The organism is Paenibacillus sp. JJ1722 (genome assembly GCF_048282685.1).
In the GTDB taxonomy this organism is placed as follows: Bacteria; Bacillota; Bacilli; order Paenibacillales; family Paenibacillaceae; genus Paenibacillus; species Paenibacillus polymyxa_B.
Window position 1 is genome coordinate 4,081,728 of record NZ_CP182500.1, and the last position, 17,427, is coordinate 4,099,154.

The window sequence follows — 17,427 nt, forward strand, 5'->3', positions numbered from 1 at the left end:
TAAAAAAGAGCTCAGCCATGCTTGTCATGGCTGTCCCCGACAGATCATAGGCTGTTACATAAGTATTTTTACCTAGAAAAGGGGGCTATGCCCGTGTTTATACATGTTATACTCCCACTGTGCGGCGGGCTGTTTATTTTTTTGGGCGGGATGAAGCTGATGGAAGCAGCCCTCCGGCATTTAGCCGGCCCCTTCCTCACCCGCTGGCTGAACCGCGCCACAGTTTCCCCTTGGCGGGGCATGCTGTTCAGCTCAGGCGTTACGGCCCTGCTGCAAAGCAGCACCGCCGTAACGGTGCTGACGATCGGACTGGTCAACGCCGGGCTGTTGACCTACGGCCGCACGCTCGGCATCATTCTCGGCACCAATATCGGCACCTGCCTGACCACTGAGCTGATGGGGCTCCAGCTTGGCATGCTGGCTGTTCCGCTGCTCTGCGGCTCACTGCTATGCTGGAGCACTGCCGTCCTGTGGGGTGAAGCTGTCCCCAGTCGCCAGTATGCGTCCGCTGGAGCTTCACCCGGCTCCAATGGGCTTAGCCGTCCGCAGGCTGTACAATATATCAGCCTCGTCTTTGCTGGATTTTCGCTGATTCTGGCAGGTATCCGCGTAATGCAAACAGTCGGCCCCTGGATTGAGCAGGCCGGACTATTCCGCTGGTTTCTTGATCACGCTGCGGCCAACATGTGGTGGGCCTTCGCTGCTGGAGCCTGTCTGACCGCGCTGGTTCACAGTAGCGCAGCCGTCATTGGCATGGCGATTAGCCTTGCCGCTGCGGGAGCCTTGCCAGCCGATGTGGGGATCGCCATCGTCATCGGCTCCAATGTAGGCACCTGCGTAACCGCCCTGATTGCCGCTGTTGGCGGCAGCGTGTCCGGCAAATTTGTGGCCTGGTCCCACGTGCTGCTGAACGTAGGCGGAGCCTTGCTCTTTATGCCGTTGATCCCTGGTCTGGAGATGGCCGCTGCCTGGATATCTACCGAGCCCGGAGCCAAGGTAGCCCATGCCCAAACTCTGTTTAACGTTATTAGCTCTCTGCTGGTTTTGCCTCTCTGCTATCTACCTGTGTGGACGCGTTTAGAGGATCGTATATCTCCCCACAGAATCAAACGTTAATTCCTAGCATGGACAGCGCCTTGCTTAAAATGACATCATTATTGTCATATCCACCCTGGCGCTGGAGACGCCATGCTTCCTCAGGCGTATGCCACGCAACTCCTTTAATTTCTTCGATCTGTGCCTGTAAAACCCCATCCAGTGCCTCTACGAGATAATAGTGTACTTCTTTATCTACTTCCCCAAATTCTGGATGCTGATACGTATAAGCAATCATATCTACATGCTGGATAATCCGCCCGTTCAACCCTGTTTCCTCGCGAATTTCACGTAAAGCCGTCTGTTCGATTGTTTCTCCCAACTCCATTTTCCCTTTAGCCAAGGATACCTTACCATATCGGTCAGTAATGAGCTGAATTTCAAGCTGCTCCCCCTGTTTGCGAAACACAACGCCGCCTGCGGAAATTTCCTTTTTTGCTGCCATCCTGTAATCTCCCTTCCTTGCGCAACAAGGATTCCGTCCTCTCTGTAAGGAAAGGCGAAATCCTTGTTTGCCATCTCTATTGCCTGTTCAGGCTTTTTTGTTCTTACAGAGCTGTTTGCAGCCCATTCTCTAGTACGCGGACCAATTGGCCCTCACTTTCATTAATACCTGCCTTCGTCAGCTTCACGCGGCATACCTTGCCAACCAGATCCTCAGTACCTTCAAACGCCAGTTGAATATAATTGTCACTATATCCATGGAGTATGCCGCTATCTTCGGTCCCTTTCGGCGCAACTTCCGGAATGACCTCCAGCACCTGACCTACAAACTTCTCAGCATACGCCAGTTGCATTTGCTCTGACAGTTGTATCAGCTCATGCACTCGTGCATTTTTCACGTCTTCGTCCACCTGATCCTCCATACGCGCCGCAGGAGTTCCACTGCGCTTGGAGTATGGGAACACGTGCATTTCCGAAAAACCGATTTTTTTCATCAGCTCATAGCCATTGCGGAACATTTCATCCGTCTCCCCAGGGAAGCCGACAATCACATCCGTTGTAATCGCTACATCCGGCATTGCTTTGCGAATCATAAGCATTTTGTTATAAAACTCTTCTGTGGTGTACTTGCGACGCATCCGTTTCAACACGGTGTCATCCCCCGCCTGAAGCGGTATGTGAAAATGACGAACCAGCTTGGTGGAACGGTTCAGTACATCAAGCATTTTTTCATCAATCTGGCTGGCTTCAATCGAACTGATACGGATACGCTCCAGCCCTTCCACCTTCTCCAGATCCCACAGCAGATCAGATAGGTCGTAATTATCCATGTCGTCACCATAACCGCCAGTGTGGATACCTGTGAGTACAATTTCCTTGTAGCCTGCGTGCACCAGTTGACGCGCCTGTGCAATAATACTCGCAGCATCACGACTACGGGATAGACCCCGCGACCACGGAATGATGCAGAAGGTACAGAAGTTATTGCACCCATCCTGAATTTTCAAAAAGGCCCGAGTATGATTAGCAAAATCAGGCACATCCATTTCCTCAAATACACGCGTTTTCATAATATTGCGCACGGCGTTCACCGGTTGACGCGTTTCTTGAATTTCCTGTACGAACGGAATGATTTTGTCTCGATCCTGAGTCCCGATAACGAGATCAACGCCAGGAATATCCATAATTTCGGCAGGAGAAGTTTGGGCATAACAGCCCGTCACTGCCACAATGGCATCTGGATTCCGGCGAATCGCGCGGCGAATGATCTGCCGACTCTTTTTATCACCGGTATTCGTAACGGTACATGTATTGATAAGATAGACATCAGCAGTCTGCTCATCAAAGTCCACCTGTTCATAACCTTCATTTTTAAACAGCTGCCAGATCGCTTCTGTATCATAAAAGTTTACCTTACAGCCCAATGTGTAAAATGCCACTGACGGCATATTAAACCCCTCCCATTTCTCCTGTCTCATATAAAATGCATGCCAATGCAGCCATTCCTGCGGTCTCCGCACGCAAAATACGTCTTCCCAGTCCTGTAGACTGTGCCCCGGCCTGCTCGGCCTCCAGGCTTTCCGCTTCAGTAAAGCCGCCTTCCGGGCCTACCACCAGCAGAACACGCGGCATGTCCGTCGACGCCCATTGTCCTGCCAAAGGCTGGATTACATCCCGTAGCTGTTTACCCTGCTCTTTTTCATAACAATAACATATCAAATCATACCCAGCAAAAGAAGCCAGAAGTTCTTTCCACGTCATGGGCGCGCTAATTTCTGGAATCCGGTTACGGTGGCTTTGTTCAGCCGCTTCCTTCACAATCTTGCGCCAACGCTCCAGTCGCTTGCCTTCTTTTTTGGCATCATACTGCACGACCGTACGCTCGGACAAAAACGGTACAAACCCGGTTGCTCCGATTTCTGTACATTTTTGCATCACCGTCTCCATCTTGTCTCCTTTAGGAAGACTCTGAGCGATAGTGACCTGCACATGCGGTTCAGAGGTCATCTTCAACGGCTCAATAATCGTCGCCGTAACACGATCCTGCTCAATCGTATCCAATGCAGCCAGCGCTTCCCTAGATATCCCGTCACTAACTATAATTTTGTCACCACTACGGCCCCGCATGACTTTAGCGATATGCCGCGCGTCCTCACCCGCGACAATCACGTGATCTTCTAGAAATTGCTCTGCCGGAATAAAATAACGCTGCATTCTCTCTCACACCTATTCCTGGATTTTGCAAAATCCTCATTCTAAAAATAACTGTTATCCACTAACGTTCCGTACAAAATCCGAATAAATCACCAAGCAACATCATATCATCTTTTGCGCCTGTATGACCAGTCTGTTCCCTCTTCTATTCAGGTTATACCTACCTATTCTCGTAAAAAAAGGAGCCCTTAGGCTCCAAACAATCCAGTGATATAAAAAGAGAACTGCAAAAACTGTATATAAATCATCTGGGCCAGCGTGTAAAGAGGTTCAATTGTTACAGCTCGAACCTGCGGAATGACCAGGATAAGCAGAAAAATAAAGATCGACCACTGTTCAAATTGCTGAAGCTTACGGCGTACAGGAGTGGGGGCCACATCTTCCACAATCCGGTATCCATCCAGTGGAGGCAGTGGGATCAAATTAAAGATAAACAAAAATAGATTTAAATTGATCAGAGCATTGATAAACAAATAGATTGCTTGAGCTACCCGTTGGTTCTCCATCCCCGGCAATACTTGAAAATGAAGGAGCACGGCATAGATCAAAGTAGTAACAAATGCAAGCAGCAGATTGCTCAGCGGACCCGCAGCCGATACGATAATGCCCATGAGGCGCGGACGGCTAAAATTGTCACGATTAACCGGAACTGGCTTGGCCCAGCCAAAGCCTCCGATCAACAGCAGCAGCGTACCCAGCAGGTCAATATGCACTGCCGGATTTAAAGTCACGCGCCCAAGTAGCTTGGCCGTAGGGTCACCAAATTTATTGGCATAATACGCATGTGCAAACTCATGAACCGTGAACGATATGATCACAGCCAGTAAATAAAAGGGAAGAACATTTAAATTTACACGAAAAATATTTTGTAGAAAATCCATACTTACCTCTTTCTCGCCACAAACGCCAGCCAATCTTCATCCCGGCTTATTTCGGCAATCTCAAAGCCAGCTGCTTTCAAAGCAGTTTCGACAACCTCTTCTTTGTTCTTCCAAATCCCTGAAGCAATATAAATACCACCTGGTTCCAGGGCTTTATATACATCATCAATGAACAGCAGAATAATCTCTGCCAATATATTAGCTACCACTAGCTTGACCGGTAACTGGATACCCAGCGTTGGATCGCTTGCATTAAGCACAGATAGCAAATCACTTTCTTTAATGGTGATGCGTTCCTCCAGTCCGTTCAAACGCGTATTTTCCCGCGCACTGGATACTGCCACCGGGTCCAAATCCAAGGCAAGTACATGCTTCGCTCCCAGCTTTACAGCTCCAATGGCCAAAATACCGGAACCCGTGCCGACATCAATAACTTCTTCTCCACCCTTAATCACAGACTCCAGCGTTCTCAGACAAAGGGATGTCGTAGGATGCGTTCCGGTCCCAAAGGCCATACCAGGGTCCAGCTCAATGATTTTTTCCTCTTCACTCGCAGGCTCATAGTCTTCCCAAGTGGGTTTAATCGTCAGACGGTCCGACACACGCAAAGGCTTGAAATATTGCTTCCAAGCATTTGCCCAGTCATCCTCATCAACTGTTTTCAGCTCATACTGAACCTCACCCGGATCAATATCGAAAGTTCTCAATTCTTCGACGCGCGGCTCAATCTGCGAACGAATACGATCCATATCCACTTCTTCGGCAAAATAGCCTTTGATGATCGCTTGTCCTTCAGGTATGTCGTTCAAAGGCCGATCATACCACTGTCCATAGGACGTATCCCGCGGCTTGTTGAGCGAACCGGATTCTTCAATGGAAACCCCTCCTGCACCTGCTTCGTGCAGAAAATTCGAAATCATTTCGATGGCTTCTTCGGTTGTATGTATTGTAATTTCATTCCACAACATGGTTTTCATTTCCTCCTCATTTCACATGCATACATTACATTGTACTATATACATGCACAGGAGTTCAAAAAAGCTAATATTATCGAAGTTCAAAATATTTTTTGTAGAGCTTGTATATGTTGTCCACTCTTTTAGTCCAAGCACCCTTAACTCTAGTACATACAATACAATATACTAGAAAAGGAGTGATTTAGTATGGCAAAGACGGTGTTAGATTATAATGCCAGTGTTATTACACCTATCACTAATGGTATAAATCTTCCTGTTCCGATTTCTCCAGCCGGACTTGGAATTGCTACGACGTCTGTATTTATTGATCCTGCTATTTCTGGAGCTGTCAACAACCGAGTAGAGTTAAAAGCCTCGATTGGACTACGTTTTGTCGGTGCCGGCAACATTAGAGTGCTTGTACGGATTTGGAGAGCCGGCAAGGAAATTTATTACGGACTGGAATCCAATGTCTTCGATAACAATATTATTCTTAATGTCGAAACGGTAGACGTTGCGCCTCTGGGCGTGCAAAACTACCAACTGATTATTGAAAATCAAACGCCTGCGACTACTGCTTTCGTCGCCGGTCCTCTTGTTTTTAGTGCAACAGCATACAGCGGATAATGAATAGAAAGAGGAAAGAACACAAATAAGACGGGCTATCCCACAAATTATCCTTATTAATGGAGATAACCCGTCTTATTAAATTCTACTCATTGTCGATTATGATACGCTGCTGACGACGGTCAGCTACTTCGCTACGCCGGATCGCTTCTAGATCCTCAGCATCTGCCTGATCTGCCGAGAACTCTACATCTTCATTTTTAGCAGATTGCATGCGTTTGATTTTCTCCGTTTTGGTCAGCACTTTATCAAACCGTTTGTTTTTGGACATCGGTCACTACTCCTTCCAAACTTTTCACAGCATTCCACCCGCTTGTTCCACGATGGACATCGCCTGATGATGAATGGATTCATCCACCACAGCAGTCAACAAAATATCACGGCCCGTCGGTCCGCCCTGTCCTCCATCACTCATGCCACTGGCGGACGGATCAGCTGCAGCCAGTATTGCTGGAGTTGCATCTGTAAAGTCCACGCCCTGTGTCAGTGAGGACAAGCTGCTAATCTGTCCTGAAAATACAGGCAATCCGGCGTTGCCAGTAGACTGCCGCGGATACCGGCTAAATCGGTCTATCGACACATCGGCTACCCGGAGAGCTTCCAGTTTTCTAGCGGCTCCCTGTGCTTCCTCAGGACTTTTGAAATACGCCAAAATATTTTTTTCGCCCATCTCAAAATCTCCCTGTGTATTATTGAGCGCAACTGCTCTTCAAGAGCATAGAGCGTTACGCTTTGTTATATCCTGCTCATTGGCACGATTTTATATTCCCTACGAAGGCTAGACGGATCAGGCGGTATCGAGAACAGCAGGCCAAGACTGTGAACCATAGTTTGTGAAGAATATAACTTTTACGGGTGTAAAGTAGCAGCCGGAGCTTCACCTGACTTGGCCACTCCTGTCTCCCATGCAGCACGAATGACAGCATCCCGTACCTTTTGAACCACCTTCGGATTAAAAACATTCGGTATGATATAAGTTTCACTTAGCTCCTCAGGACAGATCGCATCAGCGATAGCAAGTCCGGCAGCTAGTTTCATTTCCTCATTAATCGTCGTAGCATGGCAATCTAGAGCACCCCGGAAAATTCCCGGGAAGCATAGCACATTGTTAATTTGATTTGGAAAATCGGAGCGGCCAGTAGCAAGCACACGTACATGAGGTGCGGCTACAGCCGGATCAATTTCCGGCTTCGGATTCGCCATGGCGAACACAATAGGATCAGTTGCCATGCTCTGTATATCCTCCACAGTCAGTATATTCGGGCCTGACACACCGATGAATACATCAGCTCCCACAATCACATCGGATAAACTTCCACTTAAATTGTGCGGATTAGTCATGTTCGCATACTCTGTCCAATGCGGGTTACTGTACTCCACGTCACGATGAATAGCTCCCTGTCGATCAACGCCAATCAGATTGCGTACACCTGCCTTAAGCAGCATACGGGAGCAGGCCATACCCGCCGCACCGATCCCTGCAAATACAACTTTGACATCCTCCATTTTTTTGCCACATACCTTTAATGCATTGACCAGACCCGCTAATACAACGACTGCCGTACCATGCTGATCATCATGAAATACTGGAATGTCCAGTTCCTGCTTCAACCGTCTCTCGATTTCAAAACAGCGTGGCGAAGATATATCTTCCAAATTAATGCCGCCAAAGGCAGGAGCAATCATTTTGACAATTTGAACAATTTCATCAGCGTCCTTCGTGTTGAGACAGATCGGGAAGGCGTCAACACCTGCAAATTGTTTGAACAACACTGCTTTACCCTCCATCACAGGCATAGCGGCCTCCGGTCCGATATCTCCTAATCCAAGTACCGCAGTTCCGTCTGATACGACTGCTACTGTATTCTTTTTGATTGTTAATTGATACGCTTTGGCTGGGTCATTGGCGATTTCCATACAGATTTCAGCTACACCCGGCGTATAAACTTTGGACAGCCCCTCCATCGTTTCAATTGGCTTCTTTGGTAAGGTCTCCATTTTGCCACCTGCGTGTAATTCTCTAATTTCATCTATTAAACTGCTCATATTTTTCTCCGTCCTTCCATGTCTCTATTTGGAATGAATCTCAGTCCTGTGTATAAAACTCATCAGCTCCATAATTGGAGTAACAAAGTTGCTAAAATGACCGTGCCTGCCCCTCCAATACGTGTTGCAATTTGCGCAAAAGGCATCAGTTCCATCCGATTGGACGCAGACAGAATGGCTACATCTCCCGTGCCCCCTAATCCACCGCGACAGCTAGTCACTAAAGCAGCTTCTACGGGATACATGTGAATCCATTTTCCTGTGAAGTATCCGGTAACAATCAATGCAACTACAACAGATGCGCAGGTGATGGCATAAGGAACCGTTAAAATCCCAACTACACTATCCAAAGGTACATACAAAATACCCAATCCCACCATCAAGGGCCACGTCAGACTTGCCGTTATACATTTGTACAAGTGAAAAGCTCCCTGCTCCAATGTGTTCGGCATGATCTGAATACACTTAATTAATGCCGCCGCCAGAATCATGAGGATCGGGCCTGGAATATGGAGATACGGCTCCAGCAACTTACCCACAATAAAGAAAGTGCAAGCTAACAGCAGACCTCCTCCCATCAATGGAAAAGAAATCGATTGCTCCAAACTTGCCGGAGCTAACTTATCTGCATCCTTCTCCAGTTTTAATAACCTCCCGTTACCTGAAGTTTTCGGATTTTTCTCTGCTAATCTCTTCAGAACACCCGCACCTATGATTGCAACAATGTTCCCGATAATTGCAGCCGGGATAAACTGGGATACGAATACTGCGGAATCCTTGCCCAGCACCAATCCATACGAAATGGACAACGGTAAAATGCCTTCCCCAATCCCACCGGAGATAATCGGAATGATGATGAAAAAAAATGTATGATAGGCGCTATAGCCAAAAGCCATCCCCACCACCATCCCCACGGCAACAGCTGCAATAGATCCTATAATAATGGGGGCAAAAATTTTGACAATTCCGTTCATCAGCATTTTCCGATCCATGCCAAGAATACTTCCCGTTACTAGACATGCGATGTAGAAGTAAAGAAAATTCGAGGTTTTCATAAGCGTGTGTACAGCACCCATCGCAGATGGACTGAACATATTCCAAAATACCATTAACGATGGAACCATAAGAGATAAAATGGCCGGCCCGCCAATATACTTAAGCAACGGAAGCTTGGCCCCTAGATCACTGAGAAGTATACCTAAAATCATGATGACGGCAAACCCGCCCAACAGATCGTTCGGAAGTCTTTCAGTAATTGCAGCTGCATAAACAATTAGCGCGATCACGGCATAGAGTGGAAGAGGAATAACCCCCACCTTTACCCTACCCAGCATTCTGATGCCATCTACAAAATTTTTACTCCATCTTTGCCCCTTTTGAATGACAGGCTGATTCGTAGCATTTTCCATAAATCTCCCTCCATAAAGTGAAGAATGATGATCATGTTTCCATTCTACACCTTGGAAAACGCTTTATTTGGTTTTAAAACTAATCATTCACTTTTGTAATTAAAGTAATCAGAAAGAAGATTTAAATAAAACTATTCATGATGCCTTCTGCCTGTGGCAATATTCGGTATTGGTAAACAGGACGCCCTATGGTACCGTATATGGTTTCCATGGAAAGAGCCTCAATCTCTGTCATAAAAGCCAGGTACTTGCGCATAGACACCCTGGATATCCCTGCGCTCTCCGCAATATCCTCGGTGGAAAATAGCACCTTATTATGCCGCTGGATACAATTCCATATCATAGCCAGCGTGGATTTAGTTATGCCTTTGGGCAAACGTGCCAATTCTTTAGTCAAGCTTTTATGATAAATCAGTCGGTCCAGTTCTTCCTGCGAAAGTAGGCTGCGCTCACGCACGATGCTAATGTGCTCTCGGTACCCCGTGAGGGCCTCCAAAAAACGGTTAAAGTGGAACGGCTTAATCAAGTAATCCACCGCACCGAAGTTCATCGCTTTTTTGACACTGTTCATGTCACTTGCAGCCGAGATGACAATGACATCTATATTTACACCTGTCTCCCGTATGAATGACAGTAAATCGAGGCCATTGCTTTCCTGCATATACACATCTAGCAATATCAAATCAATGGCTTGTTCAGCTATATATTTCTTAGCCTCTTCCACAGAAGAAGCCCAACCCCCACATCGAAAACCTTCTACCTGCTCCATATATTTGCGGTTAAATTCCGCAACCATCGGATCATCTTCTACAATCAGGACATTAATCATGTTCATCATTCCCCGCTATAATGTATGGAATCGTAATCTGAAAACAGCACCCTTGCTCGGCTGGGATCAACTTTATACTTCCCTGTAATCTTTTCACGCTTTGCGTCACCAGATAAAGACCCATCCCTCGTGACTCTCCCTTGGTCGAAAAACCTTTTTCAAATATAGCCTTCACAAGCCCTTCCGGTATACCCGGACCATTATCGCACATGATACAGGTCAGATAGCCGTTCTTCTGGCTTTCCTCAAAATAAAGTGAAAGGGTAATCCGTTTGTGCTCCAAAGATTCCATCGCCTCCACCGCATTATCAAACAGATTGCCAAGAATAGTAATCAGTTCATGCGTCGTTTGAGTTTGACTGGATTCGGGCAAGTAACTACCTGGAGTCAGTTCAAAATTCACCCCTACTTCTCTGGCCCGGCTTAATTTCCCCAACACAAACCCTGCCATAACTGGGTCCCTGATCTGCCGGGTGATGGAGCCAATCTCCACTTGATGATGCTCGACGGCATCCATAATGTAATGCTCCAGTTTATCGTACATTCGCAAGTGTACCATCCCCATAATGACATGCAGCTTGTTCATAAATTCATGAGCCTGCGCACGTAGTGCTTCCGTGTACAGGGACACTCCTGTCAAACGTTCCGCAAGCTGGTTCATCTCCGTTTTATCCCGAAAGGTTACAATTGCTCCCACAATTTCCCCTTTGACCCGTATCGGAACACTGGTGGTCAGCAAGGTTATTCCACCCAGCTCCATTTCCTCATCCATCTGTGGAGTACTCGCTTCCAAGACCTCTTGCAATCGAAAAGCGGATAAATAAACGGTAATCTCCTGTCCGGAGAATGAGAAATCTTCAATCCCCGCTTGCCTAAGCAGACGTATCGCTTCTGCATTCATCAGCATGACGCGACCGAATTCATCTACTGCAATAACCCCTTCCTTGATGGATTGCAACATAGCGCTGCGTTCCTCCAGCAAGCGTGCGATTTCCGGCGGCTCCAGTCCGACTAGCATATTTTTGATTTTACGAGCCAGCACAACCGCACCTCCAGTGCCAATCAACATTCCAGTGCCAATGGCGATAGCAATAAGACGGTTGTTGCCTTCCTGAGCCATCTGTACATCTTGCATGGATATACCAACAACAATCGCCCCTACCTGTTTCCCCGTTAAACTGAACACGGGGGAAAAGGCTCGCATGGACAAGCCCAATGTTCCCTTCGCAACGGACACGCTCTCATGGCCATGAAGTGCAGTATACTCGTCTCCGCCGACAAAGGCTTTGCCGATCATCCTAGCATCCGGGTGCGTTTTACGAATTCCCTTCATATCCATAGCCACGATAAACTGGATGTGATTTGCTGCTGAAACCCTCTTCACATACTCCTGCATAGAAGGAGACGAACCCGTCCCTTGCAATTGCTCGACAATAAGCGGCGTATGGGCGAGTGTACGCGCGATGGACATTGCCTTTTCTTCCAGTCCCTTCTCAGTTTCATGTTCCACTCTCTCAGCAAATAACAGGGTTACAGGCAGAAGCACAAGTGCCATAACTAGACATACTAGCAGTGTAATTAGGCCTCTGAGCTTTAATAGTGGTTTACCCCGACGTAGCTTGAGCTGTACATTTCCGATGGAACTCACCCCTTTCTACTTGATATTAAGTCTCAACAGTTCAACATGCCTATACAAAAATGGTTATGTATGTGTTTACGTGAATATAAAAAAAGGAACTATCCCGCAATTGCGGAATAGTTTCCTTTGATTCATGGTTGAAGCTCCGCGATTCCTAATTGGGCTTAGTCGCCTCGGAAGGCGCGCTTCACACGGTCAAAAAAAGACTGCTCATTCTCATGTGTCTGCTCTCCGCTAAGCGAAGAGAATTGACGCAGCAAATCCTTTTGTTCTTCACTCAGCTTACTAGGCGTTACCACAACGACCTTAATATGCTGGTCACCCTGACCTACGCCACGCAGTTTTGGCACACCTTTTCCTTTAAGACGGAAGTAAGTACCTGTTTGCGTACCTGCTGGAACTTTCAGCTTCACTTTCTCGGTCAACGTTGGGATCTCGACTTCATCTCCCAATGCTGCCTGTGAGAACGTCAGCGGAATTTCACAGTAGATATCGTCTCCCTCACGCTCAAAGAAGTCGTGCGATTTCACACGGAACACGACGTACAAGTCACCTGCCGGTCCTCCGTTGACACCGCCTTCGCCTTCACCGTTAATACGCATTTGTGCGCCGTCATCTACACCCGCTGGAATGCGGATATGAATTTTACGTTGCTTGCGTACCCGACCCGAACCGCTACAAGTCGTACATTTTTCTTTAATGATTTTACCGGAACCGCCGCAATTGGAGCAGGCGCGTCGATTAACCATGCGACCAAACGGTGTATTCTGCACCACTTCTTCCTGTCCGCTGCCGTGGCAGACGGAGCAGGTTTGTGGTTGAGTACCCGCTTTGGCTCCCGTACCGTGACACGTATCACATGTTTCCGTACGTTCAATATGAATGTCGGTTTCTTTACCGAACACCGCTTCCTTGAATTCAATCGTCATCGTATATTGAAGATCGTTCCCACGCTGCGGTGCATTCGGATCACGTCGACCATTGCCGCCGCCACCAAAGAACATATCAAAAATATCGCCAAACCCGCCACCGAAGTCGGCGCCACCACCGAAGCCGCCTCCCATGCCCTGGTTCGGGTCTACATGACCATACTGATCGTATCTTGCCCGCTTCTGACCATCGCTGAGAACATCGTAAGCTTCTTTCACTTCTTTAAATTTAGTTTCCGCGTCCGCAGCCTTGTTCACGTCCGGATGATACTGACGCGCAAGCTTACGGTAAGCCTTTTTGACTTCTTCATCCGAAGCGCCCTTCGCGACGCCCAGCACCTCATAATAATCACGCTTATCAGCCAATGTTCCACCCCCATGCCTACAACGTGTCTGCACTACATATAAAAGGAAAGCCAAAGGCACGGGATGACCCGGCTTTGACCTTCCCATCATTTCAAGGCAGTACAACCCGTAATATGCTTATTTATCTTGGAAATAACTGTTACCCTTCGGCTAATTGTTATTTATCAAGGCAGCTACGCTGCAATTACTATTCAGTATATCATAACGCATCGGTGTACCGTAAAGCTACCACTACCCGATCCGTAGCTTAGTCTTTCTTCTGGTCTTCGTCAACAACTTCATAGTCCGCGTCAACCACATTGTCGCGGCCTTTGCTGTCTGCTGCGCCATCTTGAGCTTGTTGAGCCTGTGCTTCTTGAGCAGCTTGCTCATATAGCTTCACAGACAATTGCTGAACGATTTCAGTCAGTTCTTCAGTAGCTTTTTTGATGTCTTCCAGGTTGTCGGTTTCCAGCGTTTTTTGCAGATTTTCTTTAGCTGCATTTGCTTTTTCGACTTCGCCTGCATCCGCTTTTTCGCCCAGATCTTTAATCGTTTTGTCTACAGAGTAGATCAGTTGATCCGCAGCATTTTTCGCTTCTACCAAATCTTTGCGTTTTTTATCTTCTTCCGCATGCAACTCGGCATCCTTCATCATACGTTCTACTTCCTCGTCGCTCAAGCCGCTGGAAGATGTGATCGTAATTTTTTGGCTTTTGCCTGTGCCTTTATCTGTAGCGGATACGTTCACGATACCGTTCGCATCCAGATCAAAGGTAACTTCGATTTGTGGTACACCACGTGGTGCTGGAGGGATATCTCCCAATTGGAAACGACCCAGTGTTTTGTTGCCTGCTGCCATTTCACGTTCACCTTGCAACACGTGAATTTCTACGCTAGGCTGATTGTCGGCATATGTCGAGAATACCTGCGATTTGCTCGTAGGGATCGTCGTGTTACGATCAATCATTTTAGTAAACACGCCACCTGCGGTTTCAATACCGAGGGACAGTGGAGTTACGTCAAGGAGAACGACGTCTTTCACATCACCAGTCAGTACACCCGCTTGAACTGCCGCGCCCAAAGCTACCACTTCATCAGGGTTTACGCCTTTGTGTGGCTCTTTACCTGTCAGCTTTTTGATTGCTTCTTGTACAGCCGGAATACGTGTGGAACCGCCGACCAGAACGATTTTATCGATGTCGCTGGCACTCATGCCTGCGTCTTTCATTGCTTGACGAGTAGGTCCTAATGTACGTTCTACCAGACCTTCAGACAATTCTTCAAATTTCGCACGAGTCAGGTTCAACTCCAAATGCTGTGGAACGCCATCAGCTACTGTGATAAACGGCAAAGAAATCGTCGTTGTCAGTACGCCGGACAGTTCTTTTTTCGCTTTTTCCGCTGCATCTTTCAGACGTTGTACAGCAGCTTTATCTTTGCTCAGGTCGATGCCTTGATCTTTTTTGAACTCATTTACGAGGTAATCAATAATCACTTGGTCAAAGTCATCGCCACCCAGCTTGTTATCGCCGCTTGTTGCTTTAACTTCGAAGAAACCGTCGCCCAGTTCCAGAATGGATACGTCAAATGTACCGCCACCCAAGTCATACACGAGGATCGTTTGGTCTTCGGATTTTTCCATACCGTATGCCAATGCAGCTGCTGTTGGCTCGTTGACAATCCGCAGAACTTCCAGACCAGCAATTTTACCTGCATCCTTGGTTGCTTGACGTTGACCGTCATTGAAGTAAGCTGGAACAGTAATAACAGCTTGAGTAACCGTTTGTCCCAGGTAAGCTTCAGCATCGGATTTCAGCTTTTGCAAAATCATAGCGGAAATTTCCTGTGCGGAATATTCCTTGCCGTCAATGCTTTCTTTATGGTTTGTACCCATGTGACGCTTGATGGACATAATTGTACGATCCGGGTTCGTAATTGCTTGGCGTTTTGCCGTTTCCCCTACAGTACGTTCTCCATCTTTTTTGAAACCAACAACGGAAGGGGTTGTGCGTGCGCCTTCCGGATTTGGAATAACGACCGCTTCGCCGCCCTCCATAACAGCCACACAAGAGTTGGTTGTACCTAAGTCAATACCGATTACTTTGCTCATCGGACAATTCCTCCTTCTGTATATACGAGGCCCGCAGGCCAGAATGGTTGAATCAAAATGATGTATTTCTAATGTATATTGAAAAAGCTACATGCTCACTTTTACCATCGCTGGACGAAGCACCTTGTCCTTCAGCATGTATCCTTTTTGTACCTCTTCAACGACGATGCCTTCCTCATGCTCCTCGCTCTCCACCTGCATAATAGCCTGATGGAAATCCGGATTAAACGGTTGTCCCACCGAATTCATGGCCGTTACACCCTCTGCCTGAAGCACACTCTCAAACTGGCGGAAAATCATTTCCACGCCTTTGCTGAATGACTCAGACTCCGCTCCTTGCGGTGCTGTTGCCAGCGCACGCTCGAAGTTATCCAAAACAGGCACCAACTCGGTAACCAGCTTCATAGATGCATATTTGGCAAGGTCTTCTTTTTCTTTCAGCGTACGACGGCGAAAATTATCAAAATCCGCCTGAGCGCGTAAAAACCGCTGTTGATGCTCTTCCGCCTGTGCGCGAAGCTTAGTCAGCTCTGTTTCGCTTTCTTGGTCTTCCAGTGCTGCCGCTTCATTAACCGGCTCTTCCTGCTGGCTCGTTTCGGCGGCTTCCTCTGTGCTTACATTTTGTTGTTTTTCTTCTTGGAACGCTTGTTCTTCCTTCAAAATGTTTCACCTCCTTCAAGTCATAACTACCTTTACAAAAACACGCAACAATGCACCCGCGCAGGATACAAACCGTATCCCGGCGCGGAACATGTAGTACCGCAACCTATGCGGTCTTGTTCTATTTAAACCGTTGCGTTAGCATTGCGGTCAAATCCTTAGACAGGATACCCAAAATATTAATAACTCTCGCATATTCCATCCGTGTCGGACCCAGTATGCCTATAGTGCCCAACGCTTCTCCATCTACTGCATACGTAGCAGTAATCAGGCTGCAATTGGCAAACGCCTCATGATCATTTTCAGTGCCGATGCGGACTTGAATTTCAGGTGCCCCGGCAACAGGTGTCATTAGTTTAAGCAGCGTTGGTGTTTCCTCCAGCAGATCGAGAATATGTTTAACCTTTTCTACATCTTTAAATTCAGGTTGATTGAGCATGTTCGTCGCACCGCTCAAATACAAGCGCTGATCCGATTCATTATCCAGTGCTTTATCCAGCACCTTCATAGCGTCCTCAAAATGAGACACATGCTTCTCCATCTCCTGACCAAGTGCGGTGTAAAGGCGCGATTTAAGCTGATAAATCGGCACACCGACCAGCTTGCTGTTCAGTAAATTCACAACCTTCTCCATCTCGGAAATCGAAATTCCCGGTGGAATATCTACCGTTTTATTCTCCACCTGACCGGTATTGGTCACGATTATCGCCACAGCCGTCGTTTCGTTGAGCGGCAGCAGCTGAAAATGACGCAATGAAGTATGAAAAACCTCCGGCCCAAGCAGGATGGAAGTATAATTGGTCATATGGGACAAAATGCCTGACGCATGCTGGATCACTTGCTCCATTACATTCAGCTTTTCGGCGTAAAAGGCTTTCAGTTCCCGCATTTCCATAGGCTTCAGCGTATTCAGTGGCACCAGATGGTCCACATAATAACGATAACCTTTATGAGACGGGATGCGTCCCGCTGAAGTATGGGGTTGCTCCAGATAGCCCTGTTCCTCCAAATCCGACATTTCATTACGGATCGTGGCCGGGCTGAATCCGACATCCTGCCTTTTGGATATGCTGCGGGAACCCACTGGCTCAGCCGAACGAATGTAGTCATCAATAATCGCATTCAGAATGAGTCTCTGACGTTCGGTTAACAAGCGAATCCCCCCTTGTTGTTTATCCATAATAGCATGATTGTTAAATGGAATCATTAGCACTCGTTCGCGATGAGTGCTAACCGTTAA

17 protein-coding genes are annotated in these 17,427 nt (G+C 47.3%); 2 read left to right on the plus strand and 15 right to left on the minus strand.

The features are described from left to right. The first annotated feature begins 93 nt into the window (after positions 1-93). Positions 94-1,116, plus strand: a complete 1,023-nt coding sequence (locus tag ACM1ND_RS18045) for a Na/Pi cotransporter family protein (protein ID WP_053325793.1) — start codon at positions 94-96, stop codon at positions 1,114-1,116. Here ACM1ND_RS18045 and ACM1ND_RS18050 read toward each other — a convergent pair. The 5 genes from ACM1ND_RS18050 to prmA all read right to left on the minus strand — a co-directional run bounded on the left by ACM1ND_RS18050 (position 1,106) and on the right by prmA (position 5,602). Beyond that, positions 1,106-1,540 (minus strand): NUDIX hydrolase, encoded by a 435-nt coding sequence (locus tag ACM1ND_RS18050; protein WP_053325794.1) that lies wholly within the window; start codon positions 1,538-1,540, stop codon positions 1,106-1,108. The two genes, ACM1ND_RS18045 and ACM1ND_RS18050, sit on opposite strands and share 11 nt — an antisense overlap. 103 nt (positions 1,541-1,643) lie before the next feature. Further along, on the minus strand, positions 1,644-2,987 hold the full coding sequence (gene mtaB / locus ACM1ND_RS18055) for a tRNA (N(6)-L-threonylcarbamoyladenosine(37)-C(2))-methylthiotransferase MtaB (RefSeq protein WP_053325795.1): 1,344 nt from the start codon (positions 2,985-2,987) through the stop codon (positions 1,644-1,646). Between the two features lies 1 nt (position 2,988). Continuing rightward, the gene (locus ACM1ND_RS18060; RefSeq protein ID WP_053325796.1) at positions 2,989-3,753 is read right to left on the minus strand and encodes a 16S rRNA (uracil(1498)-N(3))-methyltransferase; all 765 of its coding nucleotides are present in this window, start codon (positions 3,751-3,753) and stop codon (positions 2,989-2,991) included. 188 nt (positions 3,754-3,941) lie between these two features. Next, on the minus strand, positions 3,942-4,634 hold the full coding sequence (locus ACM1ND_RS18065; protein WP_023989504.1) for a site-2 protease family protein: 693 nt from the start codon (positions 4,632-4,634) through the stop codon (positions 3,942-3,944). A 2-nt stretch (positions 4,635-4,636) separates the two neighbouring features. Further along, complete coding sequence (gene prmA, locus ACM1ND_RS18070; RefSeq protein ID WP_023989505.1) at positions 4,637-5,602, minus strand: 50S ribosomal protein L11 methyltransferase; 966 nt, start codon at positions 5,600-5,602, stop codon at positions 4,637-4,639. 195 nt (positions 5,603-5,797) lie between these two features. Between prmA and ACM1ND_RS18075 the strand changes: the two genes are divergently transcribed. Then, a complete protein-coding gene (locus ACM1ND_RS18075) occupies positions 5,798-6,217 on the plus strand; it encodes a hypothetical protein (RefSeq protein ID WP_023989506.1) in 420 nt (139 codons plus the stop codon). Between the two features lie 85 nt (positions 6,218-6,302). Here the strand turns inward: ACM1ND_RS18075 and ACM1ND_RS18080 are convergent, their stop codons facing one another. The 10 genes from ACM1ND_RS18080 to hrcA form a co-directional block, all read right to left on the minus strand. Continuing rightward, positions 6,303-6,488 (minus strand): YfhD family protein, encoded by a 186-nt coding sequence (locus ACM1ND_RS18080; RefSeq protein WP_023989507.1) that lies wholly within the window; start codon positions 6,486-6,488, stop codon positions 6,303-6,305. Between the two features lie 24 nt (positions 6,489-6,512). Next, positions 6,513-6,887 (minus strand): hypothetical protein, encoded by a 375-nt coding sequence (locus tag ACM1ND_RS18085; RefSeq protein WP_013311164.1) that lies wholly within the window; start codon positions 6,885-6,887, stop codon positions 6,513-6,515. 179 nt (positions 6,888-7,066) lie between these two features. Further along, positions 7,067-8,263, minus strand: a complete 1,197-nt coding sequence (locus ACM1ND_RS18090; RefSeq protein ID WP_025723348.1) for an NAD(P)-dependent malic enzyme — start codon at positions 8,261-8,263, stop codon at positions 7,067-7,069. Positions 8,264-8,325: 62 nt separating this feature from the next. Then, on the minus strand, positions 8,326-9,672 hold the full coding sequence (locus ACM1ND_RS18095; protein WP_418026413.1) for a 2-hydroxycarboxylate transporter family protein: 1,347 nt from the start codon (positions 9,670-9,672) through the stop codon (positions 8,326-8,328). Between the two features lie 121 nt (positions 9,673-9,793). Continuing rightward, the gene (gene dcuR / locus ACM1ND_RS18100) at positions 9,794-10,501 is read right to left on the minus strand and encodes a two-component system response regulator DcuR (protein WP_053325797.1); all 708 of its coding nucleotides are present in this window, start codon (positions 10,499-10,501) and stop codon (positions 9,794-9,796) included. Further along, positions 10,494-12,149 (minus strand): DcuS/MalK family sensor histidine kinase, encoded by a 1,656-nt coding sequence (gene dcuS, locus ACM1ND_RS18105; protein WP_071558461.1) that lies wholly within the window; start codon positions 12,147-12,149, stop codon positions 10,494-10,496. The genes dcuR and dcuS overlap by 8 nt, the downstream gene beginning before the upstream one ends. A 155-nt stretch (positions 12,150-12,304) precedes the next feature. Next, a complete protein-coding gene (gene dnaJ / locus ACM1ND_RS18110) occupies positions 12,305-13,435 on the minus strand; it encodes a molecular chaperone DnaJ (protein ID WP_023989511.1) in 1,131 nt (376 codons plus the stop codon). 247 nt (positions 13,436-13,682) lie between these two features. After that, on the minus strand, positions 13,683-15,527 hold the full coding sequence (gene dnaK / locus ACM1ND_RS18115) for a molecular chaperone DnaK (protein ID WP_023989512.1): 1,845 nt from the start codon (positions 15,525-15,527) through the stop codon (positions 13,683-13,685). Positions 15,528-15,614: 87 nt separating this feature from the next. After that, complete coding sequence (gene grpE / locus ACM1ND_RS18120) at positions 15,615-16,187, minus strand: nucleotide exchange factor GrpE (RefSeq protein WP_013311172.1); 573 nt, start codon at positions 16,185-16,187, stop codon at positions 15,615-15,617. 121 nt (positions 16,188-16,308) lie between these two features. After that, entirely contained in the window at positions 16,309-17,340 is a 1,032-nt protein-coding gene (hrcA, locus tag ACM1ND_RS18125) for a heat-inducible transcriptional repressor HrcA (RefSeq protein ID WP_013372178.1), read from the minus strand. Positions 17,341-17,427: the final 87 nt, after the last annotated feature.

Bases quoted from the DNA above. Each gene is read 5' to 3' on its own strand.
- ACM1ND_RS18050 (WP_053325794.1), bottom strand. From the start codon at position 1,540: ATGGCAGCAAAAAAGGAAATTTCCGCAGGCGGCGTTGTGTTTCGCAAA.
- mtaB (WP_053325795.1), bottom strand. From the start codon at position 2,987: ATGCCGTCAGTGGCATTTTACACATTGGGCTGTAAGGTAAACTTTTAT.
- ACM1ND_RS18060 (WP_053325796.1), bottom strand. From the start codon at position 3,753: ATGCAGCGTTATTTTATTCCGGCAGAGCAATTTCTAGAAGATCACGTG.
- ACM1ND_RS18065 (WP_023989504.1), bottom strand. From the start codon at position 4,634: ATGGATTTTCTACAAAATATTTTTCGTGTAAATTTAAATGTTCTTCCC.
- prmA (WP_023989505.1), bottom strand. From the start codon at position 5,602: ATGTTGTGGAATGAAATTACAATACATACAACCGAAGAAGCCATCGAA.
- ACM1ND_RS18075 (WP_023989506.1), top strand. From the start codon at position 5,798: ATGGCAAAGACGGTGTTAGATTATAATGCCAGTGTTATTACACCTATC.
- ACM1ND_RS18080 (WP_023989507.1), bottom strand. From the start codon at position 6,488: ATGTCCAAAAACAAACGGTTTGATAAAGTGCTGACCAAAACGGAGAAA.
- ACM1ND_RS18085 (WP_013311164.1), bottom strand. From the start codon at position 6,887: ATGGGCGAAAAAAATATTTTGGCGTATTTCAAAAGTCCTGAGGAAGCA.
- ACM1ND_RS18090 (WP_025723348.1), bottom strand. From the start codon at position 8,263: ATGAGCAGTTTAATAGATGAAATTAGAGAATTACACGCAGGTGGCAAA.
- ACM1ND_RS18095 (WP_418026413.1), bottom strand. From the start codon at position 9,672: ATGGAAAATGCTACGAATCAGCCTGTCATTCAAAAGGGGCAAAGATGG.
- dcuR (WP_053325797.1), bottom strand. From the start codon at position 10,501: ATGATTAATGTCCTGATTGTAGAAGATGATCCGATGGTTGCGGAATTT.
- dnaK (WP_023989512.1), bottom strand. From the start codon at position 15,527: ATGAGCAAAGTAATCGGTATTGACTTAGGTACAACCAACTCTTGTGTG.